The following is a 12,225-nucleotide window of genomic DNA, read 5'->3' as shown; positions in this document are numbered from 1 at the left end:
AGGAAACCCCCAGTCAGGAGCTGTGCCATGGACGCCGCGAACGTATACGTCTCACCCGAGGGTGACGGCACCCCCGGTCTGAGCCAGCGCGATCGCGACATCCTCGAGTTCGAGCGCCACTGGTGGAAGTTCGCCGGCGCCAAGGAGCAGGCGGTCCGCGAGAAGTTCGACATGGGCTCCACCCGCTACTACCAGGTGCTCAACGCCCTCATCGACCGTCCCGAGGCCCTCGAGGCCGACCCCCTGCTCGTGCGACGCCTTCGCCGGCTGCGCGCCTCTCGCCAGCGTCAGCGCTCGGCTCGCCGCCTCGGGTTCGAGGTCTGACCCACGTGTTCGCGCCTACTTCCCCCAGCGAGGCACCCATGACCGCATCACCCGCACGTCGCTCCCGCTCCGAGCGGGGTGCCGCTTTTCCCTCCCCGCTGGTGATGTTCAGTGTCATCGCGATCGCGATGGCCGGCTTCACGTTCGCCGCCACCCGCGACGCACCGCCGACCGAGCGCAAGATCACCACCGCGTCCGCGACTCCCGTCGAGACGCCTGAGGCGACGGTGCTCCCGCCGACCAAGAAGCCCAAGCCACAGCCGGTCGTCAAGCGCGGCGAGGTCTACGTCGAGGTCTACAACAACTCCGGGATCAAGGGCCTCGCGGCCACCACGGCCGCCAAGGCGACCCAGGTCGGTTGGCAGGTCGTGGGCGAGGACAACTGGTACGGCGCCATACCGGCGTCCACCGTCTACCACCCCCAGCGACTGCAGGCCGCTGCGAAGCAGCTGGCGCTTGACCTCGGCATCACCCGCACGGCGTTGGCGGTCGAACCGATGAAGATGGACCGGCTCACGATCGTGCTGACGGGCGACGCCGCCTGATGGAGGCCTGAGCCGGCCCTCGTGATTGGCTCTCCTCATGGAGTTCACCTCCCCGGAAGCCGAGCAGCGATATGCCGACCTCGTCGCACGCGTCGGCGAAGTGGTCGTCGGGCTGGACTTCGACGGCGTCCTGTCGCCCATCGTCGAGGACCCGGCCCAGGCGCACATCCACACCTCGGCGCCCCAGGTCCTGGTCGACCTGAGTGACGTCGTGCGCGCGGTCGCAGTGGTCACGGGTCGTCCGGCTCGTCAGGCGCTCGCCCTGGGAGGGCTCGACGAGGTGGGCGACGCGATCGGCCAGCACGGCAAGGAGCTCTTCATCTTCGGGCAGTACGGCAACGAGCGCTGGTCGTCCACGAACCGGCGGGTGGTGTCTCCCCGCCCGCCGCACGGGTTGGCCAGCTTCGGCCGCGAGCTTCCGGCACTGTTGCGGCGCAGTGACGCCGCCGATGCGTTCGTCGAGGAGAAGGGGCTGGCGGTCGCCGTACACACGCGTCGTCTCGAGGACCCCGCGGCGGCCTACGAGCGACTGCTGCCCCCGATCACCGAGCTGGCCCAGACGCACGGCCTGGTCGTCGAGCCGGGACGCAACGTGATCGAGGTGCGGGCCCCCGGTCAGCACAAGGGCCACGCCGTGGAGACCCTGGTCAAGGAACAGGCGGCAGGCGGTTTCCTCTACGCAGGTGACGACCTCGGCGACGTCGAGGCGTTCGAGGCCGTTGCTGCGCTGAGGGACCGGGGAATCGCCACGCTGCTGGTCTACGCGGCCTCCGACGAGGAGTCCGCCCTCATGCCGCTTGCCGACGTGACCGTGCCCGGTCCCGACGGCGTGCTCGAGCTGCTGCGGCAGCTCATCGTCGATGCCGGCGAGGTCCAGCGGGCCTGAACCCCTCCGCCAGCATGTGGACACGATGTGCACATGCTGAGACGGCCTGTCTACTCTGAAGGCCTCATCACGAGGGACTGAGGGAACGGCCCGACGAAGTCCCGGCAACCGCCACGAACCTCCTGTCGCCTGCGGCAGTCGCGGAAACGGTGCCAATTCCGTCCCGGCGCGAAAGTCGCCCGGGGTCGATGAGAAGGAGGACTTCGTCATGTCTGTCGTTGCAGAAACCGCCCCCTCGAAGACGTTCCGCGCTGGAGCCTTCGGCAATGCCCGCGTCCTGGTGTGCCGCGAGTGCAGCCACGAGGTCGACCTCGGTCCGCACTACGCGTGTCCGGAGTGCTTCGGTCCGCTGGAGGTCGCCTACAACTTCCCGCACGTGACCCGCGAGGAGATCGCGGCAGGTCCGGCCAACATCTGGCGCTACAAGGCTCTGCTGCCCGTCCCGAGCGACATCGAGCAGAGTCCCAACATGGAGCCGGGCTTCACCCGCCTGCTCAAGGCGGACAACCTCGGGCGCGAGCTGGGCATCGACAACCTCTGGGTCAAGGACGACTCCACCAACCCGACCAACTCGTTCAAGGACCGGGTCGTGGCCTGCGCCCTCAGTGCAGCCCGCGAGCTCGGGGCCAAGGTCTTCGCCTGCCCCTCCACGGGCAACCTCGCCAACGCGGTCGCCGCGGCGGGGGCGCGAGCCGGGATCAAGACCGTGGTCTTCATCCCGAGCAACCTCGAGCAGCCCAAGCAGGTCAACTCGGCCGTCTTCACCGACCGGCTCGTCGCCGTCAACGGCAACTACGACGACGTCAACAAGCTCGCCTCGGAGATCGCCGGCGAGGAGGAGGGCTGGGCGTTCGTCAACGTCAACGTGCGTCCCTTCTACGCCGAGGGATCCAAGACCCTCGGCTACGAGATCGCCGAGCAGCTCGGCTGGCGCCTGCCCGACCAGATCGTCATCCCGGTGGCCTCTGGCTCGCAGCTGACGAAGGTCGACAAGTCGTTCCAGGAGCTCATCAAGCTCGGGCTCGTCGAGGACAAGCCCTACCGGGTGTACGGCGCCCAGGCCACCGGTTGCTCCCCGGTCAGCGTCGCGTACAAGGCCGCCACCGACGCCATCCGTCCGGTCAAGCCCGACACCATCGCCAAGAGCCTGGCCATCGGCAACCCCGCCGACGGGATCTACGTCCTCGATGTCTGCCGCCGCACCGGCGGTGCGGTGGAGGACATCAGCGACGACGAGGTACGCGCCGCGATCGTGCTGCTGGCACGCACCGAAGGCATCTTCACCGAGACCGCGGGCGGCACCACCGTGGGCGTGCTGAAGAAGCTCGTCGAGACGGGTCAGCTCGACACCACCCTCGAGACGGTCGTGATCAACACCGGCCACGGCCTCAAGACCCTCGATGCCGTCTCCGACCGGGTGAGCGCCGCCGCGACCATCGAGCCGACCTACTCTGCCTTCACCGCCGCCAACCTCGTCTAGCCACCTTCTCTCTAGGAGACCTCCATGGCCGTCTCGGTCCGAATCCCGACCATCCTGCGCACCTACACCAACGGCGAGTCCGAGGTCAGTGCCCAGGGCGACAACCTCGCGGCCGTGCTCGACGACCTGGACGCGAGCTACTCCGGCATCAAGGGCCGGGTGCTCGACGAGGCGGGCAACTTGCGGCGCTTCGTCAACGTCTACGTCGGCAACGACGACGTGCGGTTCCTGGACAATCTCGACACGCCCACCCCGGACGGCACCCAGATCTCGGTGATCCCGGCGGTCGCGGGCGGCTGACAGGTCGCCGTACGCCCCAGGAACCGCTGGACCGAGCGCCGCGTCCAAGCGACCATGACTCCCATGAAGACCACGGTCCGTGCCCTGCTCCTCGCCCTCGCCCTGACCTCCGTGCCGGCGGCGGCGCACGCCCAGGGCTTCGAGCCGGCACCCACCGACGACCCGGAGCTCGTGGCCGCCTGGCAAGACTGGGAGGCGAAGGGCATCGACGACTACACGACCACGGTCAAGCTGAGCTGCTTCTGTCCGACCATCCCTGCCATCCGCACCGTGGTCCGCGACGGCGAGGTGCGCAAGGTGACCCAGGGCGACAAGCGTCTGGCCCACCGCAAGGGCCACTCCATGGACCAGCTGTTCGAGATGGTTCGCGAAGCCCACGCCACCGCCGACCACGTCGAGGTGACCTACACCCCGCGCGGCGTGCCCAAGTCGATCACGATCGACCCGGAGGAGCTCGCGGCCGACGAGGAGTCCTACTACTCCGTCAGCCTCAGTCGACTCTGACGGCTCGCGCGGGCGTCACGGGGCTCGTACGTCGATGAGCGCGGCGTGGCCCCGCCCGTCGACGCGCACCTCGGCGATCGCTCCGTCGCCGAGCACCTCATCCATGGCGGCTGCGTCGTCCTGGGAGAGGAACAGGCTCTCGATCCCGCACCGGACCTGCCAGCCGTCCTCGCACGCCAGGTAGGGCTGGTCACCGGAAGGGCGCTGGCGCTGGTAGTCGTCGGCGACCATGACCCCGTCCTCCTCGACGAGCGTGATGTAGACCGGCCCGTCGCCGTAGGAGAGAGTCTCGGCTCGCTGCAGGTCCGGGTAGCCCAACCTGACGTAGGCGCCCCGAAACGGGTCGATCGGATCGACCGGGGCGACGTTGAAGGCATAGGTGTCGCCGGTGGCGCGGGCCGACAGCTGGGGGGCGACGGCGGCGCCGACAAGGGTGGCCTGGACTGCGACGACGACGGCGAGCGTGACGATCTTCTTCATCGTCCTGTTCCTTCCTGGTGGGTGTCCTGCTGCGTGTCGCCCTCGCGGGCGTCCTCGAGCGAGGCGACGATCTCGCGTCGGGCTCGGTCGAAGAGGAAGCCGGTTGCCAGGAAGACGAGGCCGAGCACGAGGAACAGCCAGGCCCCCTCGACGATGGCGGCGAACACCGCGAAGCTCTGGAAGGTCGTGAAGATCACGAGGCCGACCATGGCGATCACGGTAAGCACCGGGTTGTCCCGCAGGGTGCCGATCGCGACAAGGGCGACGGCCAGGGCGACGAAGGCGACGACGCTGACCGCGGCGTGGGCCCAGTCGGCAGCGTTGACGTCCGAGGTGTCCGTGCCGGTGTCCCAGAGCACCATCAGGACGGCCGCAGCCAGGGCGGCGACGGCGACCAGGGGTTCCAGACGGGCCCGGCCGCGCACGATCACCAGGGCCGCGGCGACAAGTGCGGCCGCCACGACGAGCGAGCCGACCAGCCAGCCGTTCCAGGCGAAGTCGTCGGTGGTGGTGGAGGGCACGGCGGCGACGAACAGGGTGACCATGCCGAGCAAGGCACCGACCGATCGCCATACCTGTCCGAAGCGGGTGAGCCCGCGATCGTGGACCACGGCCAACGAGATGGCCGCCACCCCGGCCGTACCGAAGGCGACGACAGCCCCGGCGGCGGTGCCGTCGTCCCACAGCGGTTGCGAGACCCACCACCCGACGCCGGTGATGACTCCGACCACGAGCGGCATGAGGGCTCGGAAGCCGTAGGCGTACGCCAGCGCCCCGGCCGCCCAGAAGCCGACCAGTGCGGGGGAGTAGGCCGGGACCTGCAAGGACTGGGCTGCTTGGAAGACCACTGCTCCGAAGGCGAGCGATGCCATCAGCCGCAGCGCTCCCCGCACCGACCCCGTGGCCGGGGTCAGCTCGGCGGCCGCGATGAGCGCCAGCCAGATGGCCGCGACGGCGACGAAGCGCAGCATCGGCGGCAGCTCGTCCACGTTCGCGGCCACCAGCCAGATCAGTCCGACGCCCACGAAGGCGCCACCGAGGAAGAGCAGCAGTCGGCCGAGCGAGAAGCGGCGGTGGGAGGTCCCCGCGTCGAGATAGCGACCGGTGATCGCCTGCGCAGTGTCTGCGTCCACGAGGCCCTCGGTCTGCCACTCGACGACCTCACGACGCAGCCAGCGGTAGTGCTCACTGCTCACGGGGTGCTGGCGCTGCTTGGTCTGCATGGTGTCCATAGGCTCATGGTGGCCCCTCGCGCCCCCTCCCGCCTGAGTACGCGCCCCCACCCGAGTAGCGCGTTCGGGTCAGCTTCGCCGCCGTGGCCGGACGAGGTGCGTGCGAGCAGTCGTGACCACGGCGTCGGACAGGGCGACGAGGGCGGTGGAGGCGATGCGCCAGTGCTGCCAGTGCAGGGGTACGTCGAGGTGCCGTCCGCCGGCGACCTCGACCAGCGACCCGCTGGCCAGGTGCTCGGCCGCGAGGAGCTCCGGCACGGCGCCCCACCCGAGTCCGGCTCGGATCGCTGCCAGGTAGCCGTCGCCGGCGGTGACGGTGTGGACCTGTCCGGTGAGCGCCCGTCGCGTGGCCTTTGCGACCAGCCGGTCGGGCAGGTCGTCGGTCGCGTGGAACTTCGCGCGGGGAGCGGTCACGAGGGTGGCGATGTCCGTGATCCCGAGGTCGGGGGCGGCCACCGCCCGATATCTGAGCGACCCGATCGACACGGCGCGACAGCCCTGCACCACGTCCCCGGCGGTCGTCACGGCGCCCATGACGGCCCCTGCCCGCAGGAGGGCGGCGGTGTGGTTCTCGTCGTCGACCCGGACGTCGAAGCTCGCTCCTGTGGCGTCCCCGGCTGCTCGCAGGGCCGCGACGAACCAGGTCGAGACCGAGTCGGCGTTGGCAGCGATGGCCAGGGTGGGTCGGGTGTCGTGGTGACGGAGCTCGGCATCGGTGTCGGCCTCCAGGTCGGCCACCTGGCGGGCGAGACGGACGAGGTGCTCGCCGGCACTGGTCGCCGCGCACGGGCGGGTCCTTTGCACCAGCACTGCTCCGGCCGCGTTCTCCAGCGCACGCACGCGCTGGGAGACGGCGGAGGGTGTGAGATGGAGCTCGCGGGCGGCCGCCTCGAAGGACCCCCCCGTGACCACCGCTGCGAGGGCGGCCAGCTGGGCGCGGTCGTACATGAAGCGATGCTAACGGATGTGGAGTTTCTTTCGCTGGATTCAATCAGTGGTGAGCTCTAGCCTCAAGGGGTGCTCACCCCCCTTCTCGCCGGCCTCGTCACTGGCCTCTCTCTCATCGTGGCCATCGGCGCGCAGAACGCGTTCGTGCTCCGACAGGGCATCCGCCGCGAGCACGTGGGGGCGGTGGCCGGGCTGTGCGCCGTCTCCGACGCTCTCCTGGTCGTCGCCGGAGTGCTGGGCATCGGCACGGTCGTCGAACGCGCACCGGTCGTGCTGGACGTCGTCAAGTGGGGCGGGGTCGTGTTCCTCCTCGGCTATGCGCTCGTCGCCCTCCGGCGAGCGGTCCGACCCGACGCCCTGCGCGCGGCGGAGGACGGGACCGGGACCACCCTGGCCGCGACACTCACGACTGCGGCGGCGCTGACCTTCCTGAACCCCCACGTCTACCTCGACACGGTCCTGCTCGTCGGGTCCATCGCCAACCAGCACGGCGACGACGGCCGCTGGGTCTTTGCCGCGGGAGCCGTCCTGGCGAGCGTGGGCTGGTTCTTCGGCCTCGGGTACGGCGCACGCAGGCTCGCCCCCGTCTTCGCGAGGCCGATCGCCTGGCGGGTTCTCGATGCGTCCATCGCTGTCGTCATGACGCTGATCGCGCTGAGCCTGGCGCTCGGCTGATCCGCGTCCGGGGCTAGGGTCTCGATCGTGCCTCTCCGCGACTCCGTTGTCCACGTCGGACGCCGCGCCGTGAAGCGGCTGCGCCCGGCGCCGCGCCCCGCCTCCGGCGCCGCTCAGAAGGTCGAGCGACGCGAGCGGCTGATGGCGCTCGACCTGACGGAGCTCGCGGTCGAGTTCGGCACCGACAAGTGGGGCGTGCACCGCTACACCCCCCACTACGAGCGGCACCTCCAGCACCTGCGTGGCGACAAGTTCACGTTGCTCGAGATCGGCATCGGTGGCTATTCCCGGAAGCGGCGGAGCGGCGCGTCGCTGAGGATGTGGCGCTGGTTCTTCCCACGCGCCCGCGTCGTCGGTCTCGACATCGAGGACAAGTCGTTCCTCGACGGGGGGCACATCACGACCTACCTCGGCGACCAGACGGATCCGGTCATCTTGCAGCGCATCGTGGAGGAGCAGGGCGCGCCGCTCGTGGTGATCGACGACGGCAGCCACATCCCCGAGCACGTCCGCGCCACGTTCGCCATCCTCTTCCCGCTGCTCCCCGACGGCGCGATCTACTGCATCGAGGACATCCAGACCTCCTACTGGCCGGCGTGGGGCGGAGCCGTGGACCCGAGGGCTCCCGGCACCTCGATGGACCTGGTCAAGGACCTGGTCGACGGCCTGAACTTCGAGGAGTTCCTCGTCGAGGGCTACGAGCCGAGCTTCACCGACCGGCACGTCAAGGCCGTGCACTGCTATCACAACCTCGTGGTCATCGAGAAGGGTGACAACGTCGAGGGCAGCAACCGCGACACGGCCGCACACACCTTCCACGGCAGCAACGACGACCCCGCCCACGAGGATCATGAGGAGGCCAGGTGACGGTCCTGCTCGCGACCTGTGCCGACCTGCCCGACGGCGAGCCGGGCTTCGAGGCGCTCGACGGGGCCCTGGCCGCCCGCGACATCGACTTCGCCTGGGTGCCGTGGGACGACCCGGACGTCGACTGGGCCGGAGCGTCGCTCGTAGTGGTCCGGGCGACCTGGGACTACGCCACCCGCGCCGAGGAGTTCCTCCGGTGGACCCGGTCGCTCGACCAGTCCCGGCTGCTCAACGGCGCGGACGTCTTCGAGTGGAACCACGACAAGGCCTACCTCACCGACCTCGACCCGTTGCCGGTCGTGCCGACCCGACTCGCCTCGACGCCACCCGAGTTCGCCGCGGCCATCGCCGAGTTCGGGACGGCCGTCGTCAAGCCTCGGGTCAGTGCCGGTGGCGCCGGTCTCATCGTCGTCAGCGACCCCCTCGACTCCCGTCTGGGGACGCCCATCCAGAGCCACCCGACGTACGAGCCGGTCGGCGGTCCCTGGATCGCGCAGCCACTCGTGGAGTCGGTGCGCACGCGTGGTGAAGTGTCGGTCTTCGTGCTGGCCGGCCGGGTGATCTCGCAGGTCGGCAAGCTGCCAGCGGGTGGTGAGGTGCGGGTGCACGAGGAGTTCGGCGGAGCCTCGCGGCCGGTGCCGATCGACGCCTCGATCGCGTCCGTGGCCCTCACCGCCAACGACTGGCTGACACAGCGCTTCGGGCGCGAGCTCGACTACGTCCGGGTCGACCTCCTCTCGTACGCCGACGAGTGGGTCGTCTCCGAGCTCGAGCTCATCGAGCCAGGGCTCTACCTCGACGTCCTGCCGAGCAACGCCGAACGCTTCGCAGAACTGGTGGCCGCCCGACTCGCCTAGCACGAATGGACTAGGCCGAATGACTCGTTCGGGGGGATCGCATCGATTCGCCTGCCCCTATCCTCGGAGTTTGGGTTAATGGGCACGCTCGCCATCTCCGGCGGCCAGCCCGACCACTGATCAGAGGACTCCTCGTGCAACTTTCACGACGCGCGCGCAAGGACGAGCGCGGTGCTGCAGCCGTGGAGTTTGCGCTCATCGCGATGCCGCTCATCCTCTTGATGTTCATGATCGTGGAGTCGGCCTTCCTGATGAAGGACTACGTATCGGTCAGCAGTGCGGTCCGCACGGGCGCCCGCACGGCGTCGGCTGCCGCCGACGGCGGCCCGGGCACCTGCGTCGCGAGCGCCAGCCCGCCGCCGTGCTCGCCCGCGAGCGTCCCGGCGTTCGCCCAGGGGGCCGCTGACTCCATCCAGACCACCGCGACAGCGCTCGACACGAACGACATCAACTTCATCCTCGTCTACGAGCCGGGGGCCAACGGCTTCCCGCTGGGTCAGTCAACGCTGACATGTGGCAGCAACTGCGTGAAGTACATCTGGGACGCGGGCCTCTCGAAGTTCCGCTATGCCAGTGGCAGCTGGGCATCGGCGTCCGTCAACGCCTGCCTCAACGATCCTGGGAGGGACAGTGTCGGAGTGGGGATGCAGGTGACCCACGGCATGGTCTCGGGCTTCTTCGGGGCGAGCAAGATCATCCAAGAGCGCACGCTCATGCAGTTCGAGCCGCTCGAGCAAGACCGGTGCAAGCCCGGCACGTTCAACGCGCACCAGTGAAGGGCACAGACATGAGCACTAGAACCGCTTCGCATCGTCGCCGCGATCGCGGAGAACGGGGTGCGGCCATGGTGATCGGCGCACTGATGTTCGCGTTCCTCGCTCTCCCGCTGTGCGCCCTCGGCGTGGACACGGCGCGCTGGTGGGTCGAGGCCCAGCGGCTCCAAGCCGCCGCAGACGCTGCTGCTACGGCCGGGGTGACTTACATGCCTGAGGACTTCGCGGCAGCGTCGGCCCGGGCGACGGAGTACGCGTCGATCAACGGCTACACCGCCGGTTCCGGCACGACCGTGGTGGTCGGACCGGGCGAGAAGCCAACCCAGCTCAAAGTCACGATCAGCCGTACGGTGGAGAACTTCTTTGCCAGTTCGTTCGGGGTGAACACGAGCACCCTGACCCGCTCGGCCGTCGCGGACTTCAACGGTCCTGCGCCGATGGGAAGTCCGTGCAACACGTTCGGCAACGAGCCGGCCGGGAGCGCCGCCCTCGGACCCCAGGTCAGCGCCTTGAAAACGCCTCCCTACGCTGTCTGCTCGACCAACCCCCAGTTCTGGGGCTCGATCGCCGGACCGGAGACGTACAAGGACCAGGGTTCCCAGTTCGAGACCCGCAAGTGTGGCGGCGGCGAGGACGGCTGCTCGGGCAACGGCACCGGTGCCGCCAACATCGAGTACGACCCACGGGGCTTCATCTACATGGTTCGCGTCGCACCGGCCGCGGTTGGTCAGAACATCAAGCTGCAGATCTACGACCCGGCCTACGTCGACTCGGGGGGCGGTTCGTGCAACGGTGGCCCGGTCGGGACCTTCAGCTCCTCGCAGAACTACCGGTTCCCGTTCGGCACCACGGACGCCAATGAGCGATACAAGAACGCCGCCAACTCATTCTGCTCCGGTGACTCCGACAACGCCGGCAGGCGCTTCGGTAGCGGTTCACCTGCTGCGGAAGTCCCGACCGTCACCTCGTTCGCGCTGCGCGAGCCGGTCGACACGCTGAACCCCTTCGCCGCACCGGCTTACCTGCCGGCACAGTGCACCAAGCAGTACCCGGGCTACAGCAACCCCAACCTCAACTACCTCTACGACCCGAGCGGCGGCAACTACAAGGTCGACGTCGCGCGCGTCTTCCACCAGTGGGTCACCATGTGCGACTTCGTCCCGAACCGCGCGGGTGACTGGTACATCCAGGTGCGCAACAACGTGGCCATCCCAAGTGGAGCCACGCTGGACTCGACGGGCGCTTACGCAGGCAACAACGCGGTCGTCAACCAGGCCGGGGACGACACCAGCGTCAAGGGCAATGGCAACAACATGTTCGGCATTCGTGCGATCTCGAACGCCCCGGCCGGGGCAGTGTCGGTGGCCTCGTACGAGCGGATGCGCATCTACGCCAACGCGGACTCGGCGACGACCACCTTCAACTTGGTGCGCGTGGTGCCGGCAGCCCAGAACAAGACGCTCGTGGTGAGCTTCTTCGACGTCGGTGAGGCCACGGGCGGCAGCGGTGGTTCGGTGCGCCTGGTGCCTCCGGCTGACAGCAACCTCACCTCCGTCTCCAATTGCGTCGGCACCGGCGTGACCAACGGGACCCTGTCGAACTGCACGATCTCCGGCATCACGTCCGCGAGCTACAACGGCAAGCTGCAGATCCTCCGAGTGCCCATCCCAAGCACGTACTCGTGCCAGAGCACCAGCACGGGTGGATGCTGGTGGCGGGCTCAGGTGAGCTTCCCTGGAAGCACGGTCACCGACGCGACCACTTGGACCGCCCGCGTCGAGGGCGAGCCGATCCGGCTCATCGAGTAGGTCCGGCCGGCGCGCACTGGCTCGTGCCCTCCCTGCGCCGGACGGCCGGGGCGGAGGTGTCTGAGTCTCTTGAGCGTTTGCACTCTCAGGGGTCGAGTGCTAAACATGATGCTGGCAGTCTCGCTATGAGAGTGCCAACGCGAGACTGGTGAAGCTGAGGTCTCACGCGCCGACGGGAATGGTTCGTCGGAGAGCGGAGACCGTCCGTCGCGGGCAGCCCACCGGTCCGCCCCCGACTCATGACGAAGGAAGTCTGAGACATATGCCCAAGCTGATTGCTTTCAACGAGGAGGCCCGCCGTGGTCTCGAGCGAGGGATGAACACCCTCGCCGACGCGGTCAAGGTCACGCTCGGCCCCAAGGGTCGCAACGTCGTGCTCGAGAAGAAGTGGGGCGCGCCCACCATCACCAACGATGGTGTGAGCATCGCCAAGGAGATCGAGCTCGAGGACCCCTACGAGAAGATCGGCGCCGAGCTGGTCAAGGAGGTCGCGAAGAAGACCGACGACGTCGCCGGTGACGGTACGACGACGGCAACCGTGCTTGC

15 protein-coding genes and 1 riboswitch are annotated in these 12,225 nt (G+C 68.8%); of the genes, 12 read left to right on the top strand and 3 right to left on the bottom strand.

All coding sequences use genetic code 11. The annotated features are described in order from the left end of the window. The first annotated feature begins 27 nt into the window (after positions 1 to 27). The 6 genes from JWN68_RS01825 (at position 28) to JWN68_RS01800 (ending at position 4,039) form a co-directional block, all read left to right on the top strand. Positions 28 to 324 carry a DUF3263 domain-containing protein gene (locus JWN68_RS01825; protein ID WP_297733814.1) on the top strand — a complete coding sequence of 99 codons (297 nt, stop codon included), beginning with the start codon at positions 28 to 30 and terminating at the stop codon, positions 322 to 324. A 38-nt stretch (positions 325 to 362) separates the two neighbouring features. Continuing rightward, complete coding sequence (locus tag JWN68_RS01820; protein ID WP_297733811.1) at positions 363 to 869, top strand: LytR C-terminal domain-containing protein; 507 nt, start codon at positions 363 to 365, stop codon at positions 867 to 869. A gap of 37 nt (positions 870 to 906) precedes the next feature. After that, positions 907 to 1,755 carry a trehalose-phosphatase gene (otsB, locus tag JWN68_RS01815; protein ID WP_297733808.1) on the top strand — a complete coding sequence of 283 codons (849 nt, stop codon included), beginning with the start codon at positions 907 to 909 and terminating at the stop codon, positions 1,753 to 1,755. 61 nt (positions 1,756 to 1,816) lie between these two features. After that, a riboswitch (SAM riboswitch) is annotated at positions 1,817 to 1,950 on the top strand. Positions 1,951 to 1,963: 13 nt separating this feature from the next. Further along, positions 1,964 to 3,235: a threonine synthase gene (thrC, locus tag JWN68_RS01810; RefSeq protein WP_297733805.1), complete on the top strand. Its 1,272-nt coding sequence runs from the start codon at positions 1,964 to 1,966 to the stop codon at positions 3,233 to 3,235. A gap of 24 nt (positions 3,236 to 3,259) precedes the next feature. Continuing rightward, positions 3,260 to 3,535: a MoaD/ThiS family protein gene (locus tag JWN68_RS01805; RefSeq protein WP_297733802.1), complete on the top strand. Its 276-nt coding sequence runs from the start codon at positions 3,260 to 3,262 to the stop codon at positions 3,533 to 3,535. Between the two features lie 63 nt (positions 3,536 to 3,598). Then, positions 3,599 to 4,039 (top strand): DUF6174 domain-containing protein, encoded by a 441-nt coding sequence (locus JWN68_RS01800; protein ID WP_297733799.1) that lies wholly within the window; start codon positions 3,599 to 3,601, stop codon positions 4,037 to 4,039. A gap of 15 nt (positions 4,040 to 4,054) precedes the next feature. On the opposite strand, the gene JWN68_RS01795 is transcribed toward JWN68_RS01800, so the two are convergent. The 3 genes from JWN68_RS01795 to JWN68_RS01785 all read right to left on the bottom strand — a co-directional run bounded on the left by JWN68_RS01795 (position 4,055) and on the right by JWN68_RS01785 (position 6,699). Further along, positions 4,055 to 4,519 carry a GDYXXLXY domain-containing protein gene (locus JWN68_RS01795; RefSeq protein ID WP_297733796.1) on the bottom strand — a complete coding sequence of 155 codons (465 nt, stop codon included), beginning with the start codon at positions 4,517 to 4,519 and terminating at the stop codon, positions 4,055 to 4,057. Beyond that, positions 4,516 to 5,751 carry a DUF2157 domain-containing protein gene (locus JWN68_RS01790; protein ID WP_297733793.1) on the bottom strand — a complete coding sequence of 412 codons (1,236 nt, stop codon included), beginning with the start codon at positions 5,749 to 5,751 and terminating at the stop codon, positions 4,516 to 4,518. The genes JWN68_RS01795 and JWN68_RS01790 overlap by 4 nt, the downstream gene beginning before the upstream one ends. A 69-nt stretch (positions 5,752 to 5,820) precedes the next feature. Continuing rightward, a complete protein-coding gene (locus JWN68_RS01785; RefSeq protein WP_297733791.1) occupies positions 5,821 to 6,699 on the bottom strand; it encodes an ArgP/LysG family DNA-binding transcriptional regulator in 879 nt (292 codons plus the stop codon). Between the two features lie 69 nt (positions 6,700 to 6,768). On the opposite strand from JWN68_RS01785, the gene JWN68_RS01780 reads away from it, so the two are divergent. From JWN68_RS01780 to JWN68_RS01755, 6 genes are all read left to right on the top strand, one after another. Then, the gene (locus JWN68_RS01780; protein WP_297733787.1) at positions 6,769 to 7,374 is read left to right on the top strand and encodes a LysE/ArgO family amino acid transporter; all 606 of its coding nucleotides are present in this window, start codon (positions 6,769 to 6,771) and stop codon (positions 7,372 to 7,374) included. Between the two features lie 27 nt (positions 7,375 to 7,401). Further along, positions 7,402 to 8,241 carry a hypothetical protein gene (locus JWN68_RS01775; RefSeq protein WP_297733784.1) on the top strand — a complete coding sequence of 280 codons (840 nt, stop codon included), beginning with the start codon at positions 7,402 to 7,404 and terminating at the stop codon, positions 8,239 to 8,241. Continuing rightward, entirely contained in the window at positions 8,238 to 9,098 is an 861-nt protein-coding gene (locus tag JWN68_RS01770) for a hypothetical protein (protein ID WP_297733781.1), read from the top strand. Before JWN68_RS01775 ends, JWN68_RS01770 begins: the two co-directional genes overlap by 4 nt. Positions 9,099 to 9,232: 134 nt before the next feature. After that, positions 9,233 to 9,874, top strand: a complete 642-nt coding sequence (locus tag JWN68_RS01765) for a TadE/TadG family type IV pilus assembly protein (protein ID WP_297733778.1) — start codon at positions 9,233 to 9,235, stop codon at positions 9,872 to 9,874. Between the two features lie 68 nt (positions 9,875 to 9,942). Then, on the top strand, positions 9,943 to 11,679 hold the full coding sequence (locus tag JWN68_RS01760; protein ID WP_297733774.1) for a pilus assembly protein TadG-related protein: 1,737 nt from the start codon (positions 9,943 to 9,945) through the stop codon (positions 11,677 to 11,679). A gap of 262 nt (positions 11,680 to 11,941) precedes the next feature. After that, positions 11,942 to 12,225: TCP-1/cpn60 chaperonin family protein (locus JWN68_RS01755; RefSeq protein ID WP_297733771.1), on the top strand; the 284-nt coding region annotated here is incomplete at its 3' end.

Origin of the sequence: Nocardioides sp. (assembly GCF_025964975.1) — a bacterium.
GTDB lineage: Bacteria > Actinomycetota > Actinomycetes > Propionibacteriales > Nocardioidaceae > Nocardioides.
This window is presented reverse-complemented; position numbering and strand designations above follow the sequence as displayed.